At 52.3% G+C, this 19459-nt stretch carries 12 protein-coding genes and 1 pseudogene; all 13 read right to left on the reverse strand.

Going from position 1 to position 19459, the window contains the following annotated elements; genetic code table 11:
- Positions 1 to 14: 14 nt before the first annotated feature.
- The 13 genes and pseudogenes from BUB44_RS05905 to BUB44_RS05975 all read right to left on the reverse strand — a co-directional run bounded on the left by BUB44_RS05905 (position 15) and on the right by BUB44_RS05975 (position 19427).
- The gene (locus BUB44_RS05905) at positions 15 to 1046 is read right to left on the reverse strand and encodes a copper amine oxidase N-terminal domain-containing protein (protein ID WP_073164116.1); all 1032 of its coding nucleotides are present in this window, start codon (positions 1044 to 1046) and stop codon (positions 15 to 17) included.
- A 1109-nt stretch (positions 1047 to 2155) separates the two neighbouring features.
- Entirely contained in the window at positions 2156 to 3031 is an 876-nt protein-coding gene (locus BUB44_RS05910) for a hypothetical protein (protein ID WP_073164119.1), read from the reverse strand.
- Positions 3032 to 3094: 63 nt separating this feature from the next.
- Positions 3095 to 6190, reverse strand: coding sequence for a DEAD/DEAH box helicase (locus tag BUB44_RS05915; protein WP_131821595.1), 3096 nt, complete (start codon positions 6188 to 6190; stop codon positions 3095 to 3097).
- A 153-nt stretch (positions 6191 to 6343) separates the two neighbouring features.
- Positions 6344 to 7888, reverse strand: a complete 1545-nt coding sequence (locus BUB44_RS05920; protein ID WP_073164125.1) for a GGDEF domain-containing protein — start codon at positions 7886 to 7888, stop codon at positions 6344 to 6346.
- Between the two features lie 48 nt (positions 7889 to 7936).
- Entirely contained in the window at positions 7937 to 9730 is a 1794-nt protein-coding gene (locus BUB44_RS05925; protein WP_083543119.1) for a M23 family metallopeptidase, read from the reverse strand.
- 210 nt (positions 9731 to 9940) lie between these two features.
- The gene (locus BUB44_RS05930) at positions 9941 to 10330 is read right to left on the reverse strand and encodes a hypothetical protein (RefSeq protein ID WP_131821596.1); all 390 of its coding nucleotides are present in this window, start codon (positions 10328 to 10330) and stop codon (positions 9941 to 9943) included.
- A gap of 422 nt (positions 10331 to 10752) precedes the next feature.
- On the reverse strand, positions 10753 to 12276 hold the full coding sequence (locus BUB44_RS05940; RefSeq protein ID WP_073164134.1) for a transposase: 1524 nt from the start codon (positions 12274 to 12276) through the stop codon (positions 10753 to 10755).
- Positions 12245 to 12905 (reverse strand): annotated as a pseudogene (locus tag BUB44_RS05945) (IS607 family transposase). Before BUB44_RS05945 ends, BUB44_RS05940 begins: the two are co-directional and overlap by 32 nt.
- 277 nt (positions 12906 to 13182) lie before the next feature.
- Positions 13183 to 14061 carry a hypothetical protein gene (locus tag BUB44_RS05950; RefSeq protein WP_131821597.1) on the reverse strand — a complete coding sequence of 293 codons (879 nt, stop codon included), beginning with the start codon at positions 14059 to 14061 and terminating at the stop codon, positions 13183 to 13185.
- A 402-nt stretch (positions 14062 to 14463) separates the two neighbouring features.
- A complete protein-coding gene (locus BUB44_RS05955) occupies positions 14464 to 15204 on the reverse strand; it encodes a zinc metallopeptidase (protein WP_073164139.1) in 741 nt (246 codons plus the stop codon).
- 224 nt (positions 15205 to 15428) lie between these two features.
- Positions 15429 to 16862: a pilin gene (locus BUB44_RS05965; RefSeq protein ID WP_073164144.1), complete on the reverse strand. Its 1434-nt coding sequence runs from the start codon at positions 16860 to 16862 to the stop codon at positions 15429 to 15431.
- Complete coding sequence (locus tag BUB44_RS05970) at positions 16859 to 18736, reverse strand: VirB4 family type IV secretion system protein (protein WP_073164147.1); 1878 nt, start codon at positions 18734 to 18736, stop codon at positions 16859 to 16861. Before BUB44_RS05970 ends, BUB44_RS05965 begins: the two co-directional genes overlap by 4 nt.
- A complete protein-coding gene (locus tag BUB44_RS05975; protein WP_131821598.1) occupies positions 18726 to 19427 on the reverse strand; it encodes a hypothetical protein in 702 nt (233 codons plus the stop codon). The genes BUB44_RS05970 and BUB44_RS05975 overlap by 11 nt, the downstream gene beginning before the upstream one ends.
- Between the last annotated feature and the right edge of the window lie 32 nt (positions 19428 to 19459).

Raw genomic sequence — 19459 nt, forward strand, 5'->3', positions numbered from 1 at the left:
TCCGGTGTTGCATCCTACTTCTTCCCGGCGTAGAGCGGGTTCTCTATCGCCAGGTAAGTTTGACCTTTGATGATTATGTGCGTAATCTTGGTGATGTCGGCGGTGGGAAGGCTGCCGGTATCATCGTTCTTATCCCTCAGATCATCAACCACGCTGTACTGCGCGGTGAAATTTTGCTTACCGTAAAAAGCCCAGTCGGGGTCGCGGTATCTCAGGAGCTTTCCTTCGGCCAAGAGGACACCGAAAGCAACCCCACCAGTAGAATACCAATCAACGTAAATTTTATCTTTGGTAATACGCACATCCTTAACAATATCTCCATCTCCACTTACATCGTAAGCGTGAGCCTTGATGTCGTCCATGGTCACGTAGACAATTTTCTGGCCGGGGTCGATGCGATAGTTATAAAACCCCTCCATCACTTCGCCCTGGCCTTTGAGGTCCACAACTGGTTTGTTTATCCCCGGCACCTGCGGCTCCTTCGGCTTCTGTTCGTTCAGGTATTGCTTAACCGCACTCAAGTCCGGCTTCGGCTCACCCTTCGGCCAGCATATCACCAGGCCGAGAGAAGCGTCCCAGTCAACCTGGTAACCCAGGGCCTCAGCCACCCAGCGGGCCGGTAAGAAGGTACGCCCGCTCCTGACCAGAGGGGACACGTCCATATTCGTAACCTTCCCGTTGGACTTGAGCTGCCTGCTGCCGATTACCAACTCCACCACCGGGTACCCGGGCTGCTTCAGTGTGACCAGCCGGGCCTTCTCGTTCCACCCGATGTTTTTATCTTCCACCCCCAAGGCATTACTTAAATAACGCACGGGGACGAAGGTGCGGCCTTGTTCTACAAACGGGGCAACGTCCATCTTGGCCCCGGGGGTCTGGCCGTTGACGAAGTATTCCTTCAGGCCGATCTGGAAAACCACGGACTTGACCAGCTTCTGGTTTTCGTACACGTCCACTTTCTCCTGCTGGGCCAGGGCCGGGAGGGCCAGGACGGCAATCAGGAAAAGAAGTACCAGCACGGAAATTAATACTTTGCGCCTGGACATGAAAACCACTCCTTTTTCAGGATTTATACCGGGTGCATCCCCGGCATGAAAATGACGAAAAGGGCAAGTATGATGACGAGCCAGAAAAACCTCAGCATGATACCACTCCCCGCTGTTATACTTCCCATGTGCTATATGACGCGCAAGCAGGAACTTTTGTTCCATGAACCACCACCTTCTGGAATATTATAGCATAAACAGGGCGAAGGCAGCCCCAAAATAGAAAAAGCCCGGCAGAGCCGGGCAGTCAAAGTAGGGTTTCCCATCGGACTTGACAGCGGGAATTTCTTGAGTTAGGTTACAGGTAGGAATTCCATAACCAGAACGGCACGAGCGCCTCATGCTGCCGAGGCTTTTAGTGAAACCCTTGGAAACCGGTGCGGCGGTTCCAAGGGTTTTCAACTACTTGCGCCGGTTAGTTTGAACAATATACAAAAAACCGTCCACTGTTCGGTATTCGCAAATCGTTAATTTTTGCTTTTATCAAAAAGTACTTCATAAATGAACATAGGAACACCAATAAGAATGCCTTGTAGAATTAAAATTATCGGTGCTAATGGTATAACCAATATACCAATTAGTTTGTATTTTTCTGGTATAATTTCTAAAATTTCATTAACATAAATAGGAAACGATATGAATAAGGCACTTAAATATGCAATTAACGTAAGGCTATCTAAGCTAACCTCCCTAAATCGCTTAAACTTACAAAAGCCCGGCAGAGCCGGGCAGTCAACTTCCCTTGACATTATGGGGGGCTATATGTTAGATTAAAAGCAGGAATACCATAACAAACGGCGTTGGTGCCTCGACCTGCCGAGGTTTTTCGGTTGCCCTCTAAACTGTGCCAGCAGTTTAGAGGGTTTTTACCTTATTCCCTGCGGTAGGTGATGAGCACCACGAGGGTGAGCAATTGGATGGTTGCCTGCACGATCTGTATTACGTCTTGTGCGGTAATCATCCCTGCCCCACCCCCCTTCGGAGAAGAATCTCCCCCGGCAGGTGAGGCCCGTCTGGTTATGGTATTCCTTATCTTATTTTAGCAAACGCTGTCAGTTTGGACAAGGGACTTAAAGCGGAACAAAAAACAAAAGCAATCCGGTTATTCGTTAGCTTGGAGTAAAAAACGTTCTATCATAACGTTCGGTCAAGAAACCAAAAAACCTTCTGATTCCCTCTGGTGACTTGGATAACAGCCATTCGAACTTCCATATCAAAACAAGCAATCCGCTGCTAACTGAGACTCCATAAAAACCCAACCCAGGGTTACTTGAGGCCATAGAAAAGTAATAAGGAAATTTTAGCAATACTGCGAGCGATGCTACAATCTTAAAAACCAGGGTAAGGTTCGGCAATCCCTCTTTGTTCTGGATTTTATATGTAAACCAAAGCCAAACATAAAGGAAGACAATAATCCCTTCCATAGAAGGTATACCTGTGGCAAATCCCAGCACAGCTAAGCACAGCAGGTAAAACCCAAGAGCTTTATAATCTATATTCCTCAACCTGTCGTTTAACCACCAAAACCAACCCGAGATAATCATTAGTAGTTGACCTGTACGAGATATTGATTCTCCTAATCCTGTAAACATCGAACCAAATGCTCCCATAAATCTTCCTGCAATCATGTTTCCCATATCTGCACCAAAACCGGAACCGAACATACCAAATATCGCCTGAATTGGAGCTACGATCAGCGGCGTCGTCACCCATATAAACGCTCCCAAAGTAAAAAGACAGCTTGCTGCTATCGCTGGCACAACAATTAGTGCGTAATAAGCCCAATTTAAAAACATATGCGTTAAAAAGATTGCTGAAACCGTAGCCAATAACAGTACAGCCCGGATATCAATTTCCGAAGGCGCTTCCGACAACCAGAAAGGCAAAACAAGTAAAAATGAAATAAAGTAAAGTATCCCCAAAATTACCGAACCGTCCTTAATACGAGTTAGTAAAGCAACTATCTTTTCCCACGTAATATCCATGCCTGTTTCCTCCTAATCAAACATTCTATCCAAACAAAGGAATAGGTTCTCAGGAACAAGATTCTACAACCTTTTTATAAAACTGCTACCCCATAGAGAAAGGTTATTTTCGGGCTTTGAAAACAAGCGCTCCCCCAACAGGCGGGACGGAAGCCCGGAATCGCCCGCCTTGAATACATTGAGATCCCCGAATACCAGGAAGCTGTTTTTCGCGCGGGATACAGCGACGTTCAGCATATTTTTGCCCTTGTTAAAGAAGAAGTCCGCTGGGTTGCCGTCCCTGACAGTGCACACCGGGGAAAATACCACCACATCTCTTTCTGCACCCTGAAGAGCGTGCACCGTACCGGCAGTTATAATTTTCTCGCCTCCTCTAAGTGCAGCAAAACGGGAAAGTTTCAGCATATTGTTAATCAACTTTTTTTGCGCGACGAAAGGGGTCAGAATCGCAATAATTTCATAGATTTGCTTCTCACCCCGACCGTAAAGGGCTTCCAGGTAGTCCTTGTACGCCAGAATCCATTCGAGTATAGCCTCCGCCTCTTTCTCGTTGACTCGGCTACCTCCCATATATCGCGATTGGCCGGGTACATGTAAATAACCAAAGGGCGGCAGTGCACCAGGCGGAATTTCAGAAACTCGCTTGGGTTCTAATCTTCCTCCATAGGCCAGCCTGTTGCAATAATCTATGATTTCATCCAGGCAGCGGTAGTGCTCGCTCAGGAACATGCCCCGTTCCGGGTAGGGATTGCCGTAAGAATCGTACTTCTGGTACCTGCACGCCCGCTGCGCGATGGCCATGACACACCCGCTTGACACTGTAATGCCTTTTGCTTTAATTTCGTCGTACTTTTTATCGAGATCGTCTGCTTGCTTTATAACCTCGTGCCTTACAAGGTTTCCAATATCAACCGGTTTGGGGATTTTACATACCGGTTCGATTTGCAGAAGATCGCCTACCACGACGGCCTTTCGGGCCAGGGCAAATGCTGGAGCAGCTAGGTTGGGTAGCACCTGTCCCGCCTCGTCGATGATCAAAAGATCGGCAAAATTATACAAGGGAAAAATCCTCTGCTCAGAACTGCTTCGCGGCGGAGATGCAGAAAGAATCTTTGGCAGTATGTAAAGCGTAGACACCATGCAGGGCGTAAGCATGGCGTAAAGCTTGAGCTTTCTCTCCACTCTTTCCTTGCCCGTAGGCATCTGGCCGCTTTCATTAAGCTGGTGCAGAAGCTCGACTTCCTTAAGCCACCGGGCTTCCCAGTAGTGGGTCGCCAGCAAAAAAGCCTTGTGACGCAGGGTTACGTCAAGGTCATTTAGAAAGTTACCGAGTTTTTTTACCTCTTCATTAAATTCCGCCAGTTTGGGCATCAGTTTCAAGACGCTTTCACGGGCTGTTTCAATGTTTTTCTTTTCTGCTGCTATTCGTTGGCCCTCTTCATTGAGGCGGAGTTTTTCATTTTCCTTCAGTTCTTTACTACTTAAGGCAGCCTGCATCCCGGTTGAAATGAAATAACCAATTTCGCCGCTTGCCTGTTCTAATCCGTGATATTGTACGAACGCGGCCAGCCGGGCCTGGCGTCTCCTTTTGACAACAGGAAGGAACCAGGCCAACTTCCACCAGAAAGGTTCGCTCTTCTGATGGAGCCTCCATGCTCTATCAAGATTAAGCCACTTTTCACACTCAGCAGAAATTACGAAAATGCTTTTTTCCACTTCGATAATTTGGTTTTGCAATTCTGTCTCCCGGGCCTCAACTTTTTTAAGGTGTTCGCCAAGCGCGCCAGGCAGGTCTTCGAAGTCTATAGTATCCAGGCCAAACCTTCTCCTGATATTATCCAGCTCATCCAATACGTGCTTATACCTGGAAAGGGCTTCTTTCTTTTTGCCCACAGACTCTCGAATCAGGAGTACACATTTTTCAAGCTCCCGGTGCAGTATGCAAAGCGCCACGTCAATTGACTGAGGCTTGGCACCGAAACATTGTTCGAACTTTTTCATAAAGAAGTTGGATGCCGCTAAAAGATACCCCCGCTCCTCCACTTTTCCTGGAAACCCAGAGTCAGCGGGAAAATAAAGATTGGTTGAGGCAACCTGAAAGCGGGAATTTGCCTCATTGAACAGATTTGCTGCTGGAAAATATAGGCCATAGCTTTTGATTTCAGGCAGCCATCGTTCGGTCAGCGGATTGCCCGGGTTATGTTCGAGAACTTTTCCGAAGCTGTCGATGATATTGGTCACAGCCTGATTGTTGGCCGATACCGCCACTATTACTGGTGGTTCAGATTGACAAAAGGCGGCCTCCACCCAAAGCGTAGCGATGATACTGTGCAAAAGAGTAGTCTTACCTGTCCCGGGCGGGCCATTGACAGCCAGTATTTCTCCATCCTTTAAAGTCAAAAAATGGTGCAGTGCCTCCCTCTGTGAAGAAGCCAGAGGGAACCTGGCAGTCATCTGTCCGCAATGTTTCGAGGCCTGATCCAGCGTCTGTTCCAGGCCCATTACAGCCGTTACCGGCTCATCGATCATAGAGAGATACTTTTTTAAAAGCGGAACGTTTCGATTATCGCTGATTATTGCATCATAAAGCTTGATTAGGTGTACCGCGGGATTGTCTACACCGTCGTCAGAAACCACGTAAGCCTTATTATATATCGTGTAATCAGAAACTTTTATATTTCCTACCACGGCTTTAAGCATTTTCTGGCCGTACCCAAGCAGTCCCTGCCAATCTGTACAGGCAATTTCCGGAGAGTTTCCCTGTATAAACTTTTCGACGTCATCCAACCTCCCGACTGTTAAGTCCGCTACTTCGCCGAGCGCCGGTTCCAGCAACTTTCTACTGATCCAGGGATATTTGCCTTGCCTGGGACGCAGTTCAAGTTCAGAGGTAAGGTCCGCTGGAACCCAAAGTAATGCCCGGTCTTTCTTCTTTTTTTGACCGTGTTGAACTTTCTCTTGTAGCTGCACCGGGCAAACTAGAACACGGACAGGTTGTTCGTTACCTGGTTTTTCAGTTTCCTCAACTTTTAAACCAAATCTTTTTGCCGCTTCTTTACTCAGTGATTCCTTGCTAATTTTCCCCGCTATTAGCTCTTCAGAGGTTATTTCCAACACCTGTTCCGGAAGTTCGTCGTCCACCCGCTCGGCATCGATCAAGCTATTCCGCCAATATCTTAGGAGTTCCACATGGCCCGTATGCAAATTCGACCCCCCCGCCAAACAATTATTGCATTTTGTATGCTTCCTCGTCGCAGCGGGAAAGCCCTTCGGGAAATTTGTCTTGTTATGTCGATAAAACTAGACTAGACTTTACAACACCCCCGCCAGCACTGTCTTCCAAAACTCTTCCACTACACGGGCCGCCTCATGCAGCACCGGCGCGTGCGCGCCGAACATCTGCGCAGTCCAGTCCATACCCCAGACTACCGCAGAAACCAGGATCACCACCGCCGTAATGGAAAAAGCCAGAGAGACGGCCTGTTTCAGCGTCGCCCAGTCCACCCGGGCGGGCCGTGTTGAAAGAGGCGTGTATAATTCCCGCGGGTGGGACTTCTCCCAGGCTTCCTTCACTTTCCGGCTTCTCTTTTCCGCGTACATGAGCCGGTCAGCTTCTTTGATGGTAGCCTGGAGGTTACGCGCGCCCTCGACTATTCCAGCAGAAAACCCCACTTCCAGGTTTCCCGTGTCCGGGGCGCAGTGTTTCCACTCCCTGCGCAGGTTTTCCACTACCTTTTCCGCGTCCGCGCGGGCTGTCCCGGGCAAAACCAGTAAGAACTCATCGCCGCCCCAGCGAACGGCCAGGTCCCGACCCTTCAGGTTCTCCACCAGCATTTTTCCGAAGGCGGCCAGTACCCCGTCACCCGCTCCGTGACCCAGAATGTCATTGATCGGCTTGAAGTTATCCAGATCGATGAAGACCACCGTATAAAAACCCGTGGGGGAGAATCTTTCTAAAAGGTACCGCCTGGTGAAACAGCCGGTCAGAGCATCCCGGTAGAAGGCGTCCGGGACATCCTCTTTGGATCCCATTGTAGATGGCCGCTCATGACGCCCCTCACCCCAAATATTCTCCCGGCTTTCTTCATAAACTTCTTTCCGGCCTGGCTCCTCATTTCCAGGCCGGAACTGTACTTTCTCGAACCTATCTTCCGAATCACAGATTGCATTGCGGGGCTTGACACCAGCCTCACCCGTGCGAGACCTCCCCAGGAATCGAAGGACGATGTGCGCCAATCTGGTGAAGCCTTTGCTATCCCTCCGGGACTCCCCGGAGACGCCCTGTACCGCCATTCCTTCCACTGCCGCCTCTTCGGGTTCCACGCCCGCTTTCCCGAACAGACTAAAAACACTGCGGACATCTTCCCGCCTCTTCCGGGACTTTTCCCGTTCCAGCATAAATCCGGCTTCTTCGAACGCTTCGTCCAGCGGCGCTGAAATATTTACTGATACCTCCCTGGCTGATTCTCTGATTGCCACTGGAATGTCTCCCAGGCTGCCGGGCTTTTCGATTCTCTGTATCACTTTTTGGGGGGAAACCGGGTCAAAGACGTAGCAGTATATTCCATACGGCACCAACCGTTTCAGCCACTCCCTGGTATCCGGCATATCCACTCCGCCGGGCAGAAAGATCACGCGGATCCCCTTCTGCCTCAGCGGGAGTATCACCGTTTCCACGAGATCAGAGCTGCCTTCAAGCGCAGGAGAGAGCACTACCACTTCCGCGCTGTACTCTTCTGCCGCGGGAACCACTGCCTGCCGGTGGTAGCATCTCCAGCACTCGTCCCCGCGGGATGTCAAAATTCCCTGCAATTCTTTTTCAATGTTGCTGAAACCGGTGGCCAGCAGAATGCGCAATAAAAATCACCCCCCGGAAAAAGAAAAAGCCCAGGCACATGCCTGGAACTACTGCAATCGCACGATTAACTCGGGGTCTATCCAGCAGTCCCGGGTCAGGTCCTTCACTCCAAAGTGCAGGTGCGGCCCGGTTGATACACCCGTACTGCCTACCGCACCTATTAACTGTCCCGGCTGCACGGTCTGGCCTTCCGTCACGTCAATCCGGTTCAAGTGCGCGTACAGGTATAAGTGCTGGCCGTCCCGCACGGTTACGCAGTTTCCGTAACCGTCGTTCCAGCCCGCGTATGTCACCACCCCGCCGGAAACCGATACCACCGGCGTCCCTTCAGGCGCAGGTATGTCTATACCTTCGTGGAATTTCAACTTGCCTGTAACCGGGTGGATGCGCCAGCCGAAACGGGAGGATATTTCCGTATACCCCGGCACGGGCCACCCCGCTCCTGCCTGCATGCCTTCAGCATAACCGAGGACTATCTCTATCTGCTTCTTCTCTTCCGCTATATCCTTGTCCATCCCGGCGTTGGATTCGAGATATTCCCATGTCAGGTTCGGCCAGTTCGCCCAGCCTTTGTAGTGCGCTATGGCTCTTATTACCCTGTCGTCCTTCTTCAGATCGCCGTTCCAGTCTATCTGTTTCGGGTCGCCCAGGTAGTCGGCTATGACCATCGCCCCCGCCAGTATCTGCGCCCTGGGGTCCCACTGGTAGAGTTCCGGCGGCTCAAAACCGAGCCTTATCCACCTTTCCCTCCAGTAATCCGGGTGCTGCTGGGATATTCCAAAGCAGCCTGTACGGGTATTGACCACCATGGGGTCCCAGGACGATTCGGACTGGAATAATGCCGCCAGGAACCACGCGGGCACCCCGAACCTCTCCTCAGCTTCTTTCAAAAACGGCACGTACTCCGGCGGCACCATCGCAAACGACGCGAAGGAACCGGCACTGTAGTTGTTCAAAAGCCACTCCAGCCACTCCCTGCCCTCGTCAAACCCCCTGGACGCCTCCCAGACAGCCGTCCGGGCCAGGGTTATGTCCTTATCACCCACTTTGTATTCATCCTTCATCCAGTCTTCTAATCTCTGCCACTGGTTTGGAAGGATCTGCTGCATGCCTTTAAATCTTTCATAAGTAATGGTGTAGGCGTTTTCTCCTTCACCGTGGGTCTCGGTAACCCACTCGTAGTGAAATTGAAAATGCCCCCTGATCGTGTACGCTTCTACCAGGAGGTAAACGGTGTATTTCTCACACCCGTCCTTGCCGCAGACTATTACCTCGGATTCCTTATAGTAAAAATACGGGTGCAGGTCCTTCACGACTTTTTCCATTTCATCGTCCGTAATTTCCGGCCTCTTTAGAGCGTATGCCCTGAAAAGGGCCGCCGCATGCGCCTCCCCCCAGGTGAGCTTCAGGTCCAGGTCGTGGCGGTACCTGTCGACCATCTCACCGATAAGCTCCCCTTTTCCTCTGCCCGGATGATAAGGGTTTTCGGGAGAGGATTCGTAGTTCGGCCCATCAGGTGTGGAAGGGTTTCCGGGGTTTACTATCCAGGTGTCCTTCCTGTTCCATTTCCCGCAGAGAGATATGTATTTCTCCAGCATCTGTTTGTCCCTTTCGCTCTCTTTCACTCCCGCAAGTATGGCCGGTATGTTCTTTGATTTGTCTCCGGGGAAGGCGCTGTAAACTGCGCCGACCAGGAGGATTAAAATGACTGCAAATGCCAGAAATACGAAAATTACCGGCAAATACGGGCCGATTACGGTTATGAGCGCCCTCCTAACAAATCTGCCTCCCGTTCGAGCCAGGCCCGACAGCATCCTGTTGAGTTCTTCTTCGCCCCGCAAAGAACCACCCCTGAAAAACGAAAAAACCCGGCTGAACCGGGCCGCTCAAATTTCTCCCTTAAGAAGTTAGCCGCCGCATCCTTCCCATTTTAATGGGGAGTCAAGGCGGCCAGATTTTTAAAAGCCCGACCGGTACCTGATTCATTTTTGACCACCTCCAAAAAAAAAGAAAAGCCGGGTACAGGCCCGGCCGCAACACGACACTCTGCGCTATTTTTGTCTGATCATCCAGCCACGCCCTTCCAGCCGCTTTTCCCTGGTACGAAAAAAATACAGCTTCTTCCTGACATCGTCCAGTTCCACCAATTTTTTATGGAGCTGGTCAACTCTAGTTCCCAGCAGCGCGATGTCGCAAAAACGCTGGTACTCGCCAAAATTTACTTGCCACGAACCCGCGGGAATCTTTTCCTCCGGCCATTTCTCAGAGTACACGCTCTCCGGCTCCTGCAGTCTTTCCCCGAGCGCCTTCAGGTCGGCACCAGCCCGGCGCAGCTCGCCCTGCAGGTTCCTGACCTCTCTTTCCAGCTCCATCTCGCGATAGAGAAGTTCCATCGCTTCTTCTTTTTCCACTGCAACCACCGTTCCTAAGCACGTGGACATACGTACCCAAGCATGATAAACTCATGCTCCGGCCAAAATTTTGCTGCAACCAGGCTGCTTTTGACCGACGCAGGGCGAACGGTGTTCCCTGCGGTTCGCGCCGGGGACTCCCACCCCGGATGGCAGAGCCGGAACATCCGCCTTGTACCAGTTCGCACCGGCACAGGCTTCATCGCCCCGATCACGGTCAGGGCCGTACGTCATCAGGCGACGCCAGGGGCGCCACCCTCAGCCGGTGCCTGAAAGGATGGGGAGGTCGATGTCCATGGATTCCTCCCCGCCCTCCTGCCCTGTTAGGGCCGCTCACAGTCTTGCGCCGGCCTGGCCGGACTTCATCAGGGAGTGGTACGTGGTCCCGGGCATCCTTGCAGGTCCCCGGGAAGCGTTGCCGCTGCCCTCCATCCACCAGTCCGGCGCAGAATCTAAAACCTGTCTGCGTAAAGAAGCGCTACCCTGTCGCTGAAATGAGTTCTCTTTAGCCTGTTGGATACTCTCAACCAGTAATTGCGCCTGGAAGTCCTTTTTCTTTCGGGCAATTCAAGCACAGAGCTCTTCGCCGCTTTTTCCAGCTTAAATCCCAGACCCCGCCGGGCAATGACGCAGGCCGCGGAACCGTGGGAGGACATGCCGTAACGGGCCATGAACTTGAGCTGACCAATGACTGATGTGGCGAAGGGATCAACGTTTTTCCCCTCAGGCTTCAGGAGTTCCACCCCTTCCCGGAGGGTACAGGATTCCACCATCATACGGAATTGCCTGTAAGTCAAGCCGGAGAGCATCCTGGCACGTTTTGTACCTGACTCCCGCAGGGCCTGTTTCTTTTTAACGAAGTCTAGGTCCTCGATAGCTATGGGTTTCCCTCTTTCCTTCGTGTACAGTACCGCTTTTTTGACTGCCTCGCCCAAAGCAGCTTTTACCTGGTTTTTACTCCTGTCACGCATCGGAACCGGGATTTCGAACTCGTTTAAAGGATTGCCGAAGCGGTCAATGTCGCCCACCCGGAGGAAACCGTCGTTTAAGTCAATACCCACGGCTCCATTCCACCTGCTGGTCCGCAGCGGCGAAGCTTCCAACTCCGTCGTCGCATGTACGTACCAGCTATCTCCCCTGCGGAGAAAACGGTAGGATATAGCCGCTGTGCATTCCTTCCTGCCTTTGACAATTCTTCTAACGGTCCTGGCTTTGTCCAGGTGCTCCTGGCCGTAGGGAAAAACGATGCCGGTCAGCTCGATGTATCTGCCGAATTGTTTAGTGAACTTATTGGCTACCCGTATTCTCAAAGTGTTGTCCCAAAAGTATGTACAGGTCTGGTTGCCGCAGGTCTCGTCCTTTGAACCAAGAATAAAAAAGCTGGAGGAACGCGCTTTTCTCCAGGCAGTGAGCCATTCCTGATGATCTTTGAATCCGTTCGCCTCCAGGTTGTGCTGGGCCTTGAAGAGCTTGCGGGTACCAAAACAGATACGCACACAGCCCCGCGCCATGTCTTTGCGCAGGTTCTCCAGTCTCTGCCGGAGGTTCCGCAGCCGTCGCTTTTTCTGGTGGAGAAAAAACTTGATCTTCTTCAGCCGGTCAATCTTCTTCTGCCACTTCTCCGTGCGGGGCTGGAGTTTCTTGAGTGACTTTATAATTTTATCCCGTTTTTCTTCTTTTTCCTTAATCGCCTTCTCCGTTGAGCCAATGCGACCCAGGAGGTCGTGTTCCTGGTATTTCTGGATCTCTCTTATCGATTCGATTTTTCCGGAAAGGCTGTTATGAAGTGAATTGAACTGTCGGGCAGTTATCCTGTACTCTTTTATATACCTTTTTTTAAGCTCGTTTACCGGTGCTCCGCGGATGTAATGGTCAACGAAGAGTTTCCTTTCCAGACGGCCGAAGTATTCGCCCATGGCGTCGAAATAAGGGTAAGGTGTCCTGTCATCTATTCTCGTCTGGTAGGTAGCCAGCATTTTCAATCACCTCCCTTATTTTTGAGGTCACTTCTTCTTTTTTCTTGCTCCTGATGCCGTAAAGCTTTCCGGAAAAACTGGTAACGATACTGAGGAGGTCCTCTACCAGCTCCTCGTAAACCGTCTTCTTATCTTCTTCACCGTTTACGACGTTGATTTTCACGCCATAGCTTTCAAAATAGGTCTTCAGGTAGTTGAAGCCGAAACGGGTCAGTCTGTCTTTGTAGCTTACGGCCAGGTCGGTTATTTTGCCTTCGCGGGTCATCTGCATCAGTTTCAGTAAGCCTTTTCTCCGGTCGTTTAGGCCGGAGGAAACGTCAGTGACCACCAAAATATCGTCGAAGAGGCGGTGGTCGAAACGCTTCCTGACCGATTCAACCTGCCTGTCCAGGTCTCCTTTGGCTTTCTGCTCGTGGGAAGAAACCCGAGCGTAAATGGCCAGCACCCGGCCGGCAGACACCGGTTCTTTTTCCCCCAAGCAGCCTATTGATCTCAGATTCGGGAATCCTCCTCCTACCGCCGGGAGTGCGAACAATCTTTATTTTGCCCGCTTTATCCCAGCGCTGGAGCGTTTTTAAAGAGACTCCCAGGATTTTCATTGCTTCGTGCATCGGGTAGAGCTTTTCCATAGTGGGTATATTATACCACGTATTTCCTTCTATGTATAGTTAATTATTCAACTGCTGACAACCCCCGGTATCCGGCAATAAAAAAACCGCCTCGACCGCTGACTTCCAGGGCCTCCGGCGGCTGTGAGCATAATTGTGACATTTTTTTCTCTTTTAACAGGCAGCAAAAACCCTTTCTTCCAATTGCTGAAAGAAAGGCTGTATCCTTTGTTTTTTGTTCATTATAACACCAGCCACGAGAAAGGTCAAGAAAGATTTGCGCCTTTTGGGTAAATAATCAACCGGAAGCGGAGCCGCCAAAAATATCTTCCACCGAAGCCCCGGGCGAAGCATCCGGAGTGTCCCCGGAAAACTCCCCGAACCTGACGTCGAACATATCTTCCGACAGGCCGAGCAGACCGGCAGCAGACTCCCCGGGAGAAAACCCTCCCCCAGATCCTCCCGTCCAGGAAGGTCTCGACACCAGATCGCTGGCCCACCTCACCGGGGCACCCATTATGTTGCTGCCCACCCTGGCTCCCCAGCCGCCCAAAGGCGACCCCAAAACCGTGCCGATAAGTCTGGCGGTCGCCTCCGGGACGCTCTGGGCGCCGGTTAACTGCATGGCGGTGCCCCCCAGGACCTCCCCGACGGACATGCTGCCGCGGTCCCTTACGCCCTGGTACAATGTCTTCCCTATCCCGTAAGCCGCCGCAAGGGGCATGCTTGCCATTTTTGCCGCCGCGCCCGTGATCCCGGCTACGGCGGGAGCAACTTCGGGTACGGGCGCGCTCCCGATACCGCCCAGGACACCCCCCGCGACTGCCGCAGTCCTCCCGACATTCGACACGTTCTGCACCAGGCTGTCGAACGGAGTACCCGCATCACCACTCGAAGTACCGCCGCTCACATTACCGCCCGGAATACCGGCATTACCGCCCGTTCCCATAACCGGTGGTATGCCCCGCTTACCCAGAGCCTGCATGCTCACCTTCCCCAGAGCATACATACCCGCCAGACCACCGAGCGAACCTATCCCTATGGCCGCCCATTTCTCTTCGTCCACCGTGCCCACCCGGGCGATGAGTTTCATAAATATGGACGAAAGCATCTTGGAAGCGGGAATTACGGTTAAAAGCATGAAAAACGTTTGCCAGACGGTCACTTTGTCTGCCACCGGCATTGCCCCCTTTCCTAGAATAGAAAAAATCGGAACGTCCAACTTCGCCTGCTCGCACCCGGACTGCGTGGAAACTTCCCTTTTCATAAAGCGACCAGCCAGCATACAGCCATCAACACTCTCTCACCAAACGAAAAAAAGCCGGACTTTTCCGGCTAATACCAGTTCCCATTGAACAGATACACCAGGAACCCGGCTATGGTCAGCGACAGCCCCAGGATTGCAAGGCCGATCAGCGCCCTGACCAGCCCTTCCCGGGCCTGCGCGAACTCTTTCTCGTTCCGCGCCGTTATCGAAAACTATAGATACAGTACAGAAACCCAAGAAGTGCGCAGAAATTGCCGATTACGCATGTGTACACTAGTAAATCGCTTTTTTCGATCACTAATCGCCTGTAACTCAGCACAGCAGCCACCCCCTCAAAAACCTCCCAAACTCATACAAAAACCACCCCGCACTGGTATAGGCAGATATCCATGCCAACGTTTCACCTGTAATTACAAAGTACTCATACCGCAACCTGCGGTAAATTAACTTCCGTACTACTTCCTCAATGGGAAGCATGAGTAACCTGCCAAGACCGTATTTAGAAGCCCCAATTTCATTTGCCCATATATCCACAAAGAATAAAACTGACATACACACAAAACTAAATGTTACCAACAGTAGGACTGGAACCTCCCATCTCATAACTCCACATAACAACCCCGGAATAAATGCCAGTGCAAACAACATTACCGTACAAGATCTATTTCGCTTAAAAAAATGTGGCCCCCTAACTGCATGACCAACTTCGTGACAAGCTTCATATAACGCAAGTGCAGTACGAGAATCCAGGTCATAAGTTAAAACTATGCGTTTTTCTTTGTGATTACAGGAAGCCGTTTCCGCAAACTTATCAGACTCAACAGTATACGACACACCGGCATCCTGAAGCAGTTTTCGCGCGAATTCTCCACAGGACACAGGCATTGGAAAAATATCCTGTTTTCTTATAATCGGCAACACAACTCCCACTCCAAACTCTTTAATCAAACACCCGACTAACACCGACAAAAATATAGCTAAAAGTGAGCACCAAATCCCGGCGAATGCCAACCCTATCACCCCCGAATTGCCATTCGCCAGGAAAACAGTCAACACCTGCTGACCAAACCAAATACACTACCCGCCAGCAACAGCAAGTCAGCTACAGTAAACAACACCACCGACTTTCTGGCGGACACCAGCAAGCGTCTGTCGTACTGGAAAAACCGTACATGCATGTACATCAAAAACGAACAGAACAGCAGAAAGTTTATTACAATAAGCACAATTGTAAAAAGCACCTACACCCCCCCATCAAAAAAGCCGGGCTTCCCCGGCTAATACCACTTCCCGTTAAAAAGGTACACCAGGAACCCGGCTATCGTCAGCGACAGCCCCAGGATCGCAAGGCCGATCAGCGCCCTGACCAGCCCTTCCCGGGCCTGCGCGAACTCTTTCTCGTTCCGTGCCGTCATGTACCTGTAACCTAAGAACACGATAACCATGACGCACACGGCACCGCCGAACGAAGCGAACCACACGGCAATATCCCTCAGCCCACCGCCCAACCAGGAGGTATCTATGCCGCCGCCAGCCGCACCGCAGAGGACGGACAGAAATATCCCTAAAGTGAGTGCGTGCGCCGACTGCAGAAATATGGTCTGGAATATCTCGGCAGCCCAGATCTCGATGACCTGCCTCTCCGACGTGAGGACCCATATCCACGTTATCAGGGGCGTGGCCACCAGGGCCGCCGTGACCACCCAGTGTCTTATCGTGTAAACGGCGTTGAAGTACACCGTAAACGCCGCCAGGGCCAGGTTTAAGAGCGCGTTCGCGAAGACGTTGCCCGTCTCAATCGTCCCGGCTCCGGCGATGAGGTTGAGGTCTTTAGAATTGAATACCAGCTGCTCTATCGGTGCGAGGCCGAATATTTTCTGGATTATATCCAGCACGGCCTGGAAGGGCAGGGCGAGCACCTGCTCGAACATCCCCGCCTTGTCGAGCTGTTCCGGTTTGGCCATCTGCGCGTTCACAGCAGCCTGCTTAACGACGGAAGCAAAGAGCGACACGAAACCGTCGTTTATCGCTATCAGCAGTTTTACCAGGACCGGGGCCAGCACGATGAGCACCATCGCCAGGATACAGCGCTGCACGTCCTCTATAAAGGACGCCCGCATCCCGGGGTTCAAACCCGATACCATGTGCCTGTACCCGGACCTAACCACGACCATCACCAGAAACCCGCCGGAGATGGACGTGAGTATGCCGTACCACCACATAATTGTGTTCCACTGTTCGGGAGTAAACAGGCCGGGTCTAACTTCAACATCCGTCTTACCGGAGTTTGGAACACCCGGGTCGCCTTCTTCAGTCACCGCAGAGGTGTCTACCGTATATTTGTTGCTCTCGGTGTCGTTGGACAAAGCGTAGTAGGTATACTTTCCTTTCGCTGGAGGGGTGTCGCTGCAGCTCATCTGAAAGTATGACCCCACCGGGGCGTCAGGCGGCACTTCCAGCGCGGCTACCTGTTCTTTGCCTCCATCTGCGGATACCCGGTATACGTAGACTTTAGCGTTGGGGAAACTCGGCGGGACTTCGTATACCTGGACGTTCCACGAAACCTCCACCCTGCCGCTCGGGTAAGCCACGGCTCTCAGGTTGCTCAGATCCTTAACCCTGTAGGGAGGCCCGGCGGCCGCCGTCAGGGGCAGGACAAATGTAAACAGAAGCAAAAATACCGGAAGCAGTTTCCTTGAAAGCAACCTCATCGGGCCAGCACCGCCTCCGGATCGGAGCGCAGGAACTGCTCCTCAAACGCGAACCCGACGAAATCCACCACGGCGCTCTCGTTGCCCGCCGTAAGTATCCCCCTGCCCTGCGGGAATGATGAAATCCACTCCACCACGTGTTTGGGGAGTTTGAACATTTCCCCCAGCGCCTCGGCGTCGGTCGTCTGCATGCGCAGGAAGAATTTCGTGTCACACTGCGCCAGCAGCGCCATGCCTTCCTGTGAGGTGAATTCCCTGAACGACTGCGAAGCCACCATCAGGGATGTGTTGTACTTGGCGCCCCTCCTGGCCATCTGCGAGAGGAATTCCGCCGTGTCCTTGTGCTTCATGAAGAGCCAGGCTTCGTCCACGAGGACGCGCTTCCTGGTCTCGCGGTTCTTCTTGACGAACTTTTCCCATATCCAGGAGAGCATGACGTACATGGCATAGGTCCGGGAAAATTCCGTCTGGAGTCCCGATACATCGAACACTACAAGAGGAGCTTCGTAGAATTTTCCGATCGACTGGCCGTCGAAAAACCCCTGGGGGCCTCCCCGGCAGTAGTTAAGGAGGATGTTGGCCAGCCTCGTCGCGCCCATCCCCCTCAGCCTCTCCATGTAAGAACTCAGGGTCGGCATCTCCTTGTACTTCTTTCCCACTCTGACCTTGCCCCCCGTCTCCACCCCGCCGGGCTCGTATATCGACTCCGGGTCTTCGGTTATACCCCGGGAGAAATACTCGTCCCGGACGGCCTTCGCCGCCAGAGCCCTTTCCTCGGCGGTCATCTTCTCGCCGGTCTGGACTTCCAGCATGGCGGCAATCAGATAAACTATGTCGTCCTGCTTGCCCGCGATGTTGTTGAACCAGACCTTACGCCGGTCGTCGTACTCGGGCTCGATGTCAAACGGGTTGAACATTACCTCCATGTTCGGGTGAAAGCGGATGTATTCCCCGCCCAGGGCTTCCGCCTCCTTCCGGTATTCCCCTTCCGGATCCAGTACAACCACCTTCATCCCGCACGCCGCCGAACGGGAAACCACCCCTTTGCAGGTGAAGCTCTTGCCGCTGCGGGTCGTACCCGTAACGAACATGTGCGGCCCGTAAAGGCGCGGTGCCCCGATGAAGGAGTCCAGAAATACGGGCGAACCCGTGAGATTCCTCCCGAAGAAGATCCCCGACGGGTGCGAAAAGTCCGTGCTGATCAGGGGAGATAAACACGCGGCGCAGGCTATCGTCACGTCGTGGCATTCCCCTACATGGGAATCCACCAGGGGCAGGAGGGTCTTCAGGCCCTGAAGCTGACGTCTCATCAGGGTAACTGCTTTCATGGCCCCGAGCTTGTTTTTCACCAGGTTGCTCCTGTGCTCCATCTCTTCCCTGGTCTTCCCGGATACCGATATCACTGCCGTGACGGAAGCGATGTTGTCCCGGTGCAAATTGATGTCGGTCAGCAGTTTCTGATAATAGCTGTACTTGACGTTCAACTGGCCGATCCTGCGGGAGTCGAAGTTCTTCTGCGCCAGGATGAGCTCGGCCCCGATTTCGGTCTGGCGCTTCCCGACCCTCCTGGACGCCTCTTCGTGTTCGTAAGGGTAAAACAAAACGCTCACGGTCACGCCGGGGATTACGGTGATCCTGTTGAACCAGCCGAACTGCAGGAGTTCCGGCATGGCCTCAATCACCATGAGGCGGTAATAAATGTCGTCTATAATCAAGCAGTCTTCAAGTTCCTTAATGCGGTCGGGCAGGTAGAAGGTTTTCTTGCGCTCATTCTTTCGCAGCTCTTTCTCCTGCTGTACCTTCTCCAGCGGTTCCCTTTCCTGTACCATCCTTCCCTGCGCTTTTTCCTCCCGGGATTTTTTCTTAAGCAGCACCGGCAACCAGCTCCTTCATATTTAAATGAAGCTCTCCATAACTCCCTGCTTCCAGCATTTCGGACGGGCGGACAATAACTTCGGGTGTCAGCATGCTCGCAAACACGTCCATGACCTCCGCCTCGCTCGTGAGCGGTGTCAGCATCACCCCTGCCGGGCGCAGCAGTTCGTACAGTATCTTCATTTTCTCCTTGAGGGCAGCCACCGGGTCCGCCCCGTCGTCTGTAAGAATGATGTAGGAGTGCTGGGCGAGGATCTGTTTTTCGGTCCTCATAGCGTCCAGCGCGCTTGCATATAAAGCTGCGTAGGTCTTCAAATTTCCTTCGGGCATGTTCTTCGCCGCGGAGGCCACCACCCGGGCCATGTGAGCGGTGTCAGCCACGACACTGGTTGTGATAAACTGCACCGGGAAGTCGATCCGGTTCAAAACGCCTATCAGCGCGGATTCCCGGGCGTTCTGCTGGCTCTCGGACATCACGGAGAAATTCGTACCCTCGATCCTGGCCATGCAGCAGTGCTTCCCACCAGACACATACACCCCGTCCCGGACGAACTCCACGGGGACGATCTCTTTGACATGCCTCACCCCCATTAAAAAGTCGTTCTTATCTTTTGTTTTGATTTCCCTGACGCTCTCGACTTTCACCGGCCTGCGGCTGAGAAAGACCAGCGCCAGTATGCCGGCAAGCACCGAAGAAAATAAAAACGCTACTACGACGGCAA

This window comes from Desulfofundulus australicus DSM 11792 (assembly GCF_900129285.1).
Classification (GTDB): Bacteria; Bacillota; Desulfotomaculia; order Desulfotomaculales; family Desulfovirgulaceae; genus Desulfofundulus; species Desulfofundulus australicus.

Excerpts from the sequence above, each read along its gene's own strand:
- BUB44_RS05905 (WP_073164116.1), bottom strand. The coding sequence starts at position 1,046 with ATGTCCAGGCGCAAAGTATTAATTTCCGTGCTGGTACTTCTTTTCCTG.
- BUB44_RS05910 (WP_073164119.1), bottom strand. The coding sequence starts at position 3,031 with ATGGATATTACGTGGGAAAAGATAGTTGCTTTACTAACTCGTATTAAG.
- BUB44_RS05930 (WP_131821596.1), bottom strand. The coding sequence starts at position 10,330 with ATGTCCACGTGCTTAGGAACGGTGGTTGCAGTGGAAAAAGAAGAAGCG.
- BUB44_RS05940 (WP_073164134.1), bottom strand. The coding sequence starts at position 12,276 with ATGCTGGCTACCTACCAGACGAGAATAGATGACAGGACACCTTACCCT.
- BUB44_RS05965 (WP_073164144.1), bottom strand. The coding sequence starts at position 16,862 with ATGAGGTTGCTTTCAAGGAAACTGCTTCCGGTATTTTTGCTTCTGTTT.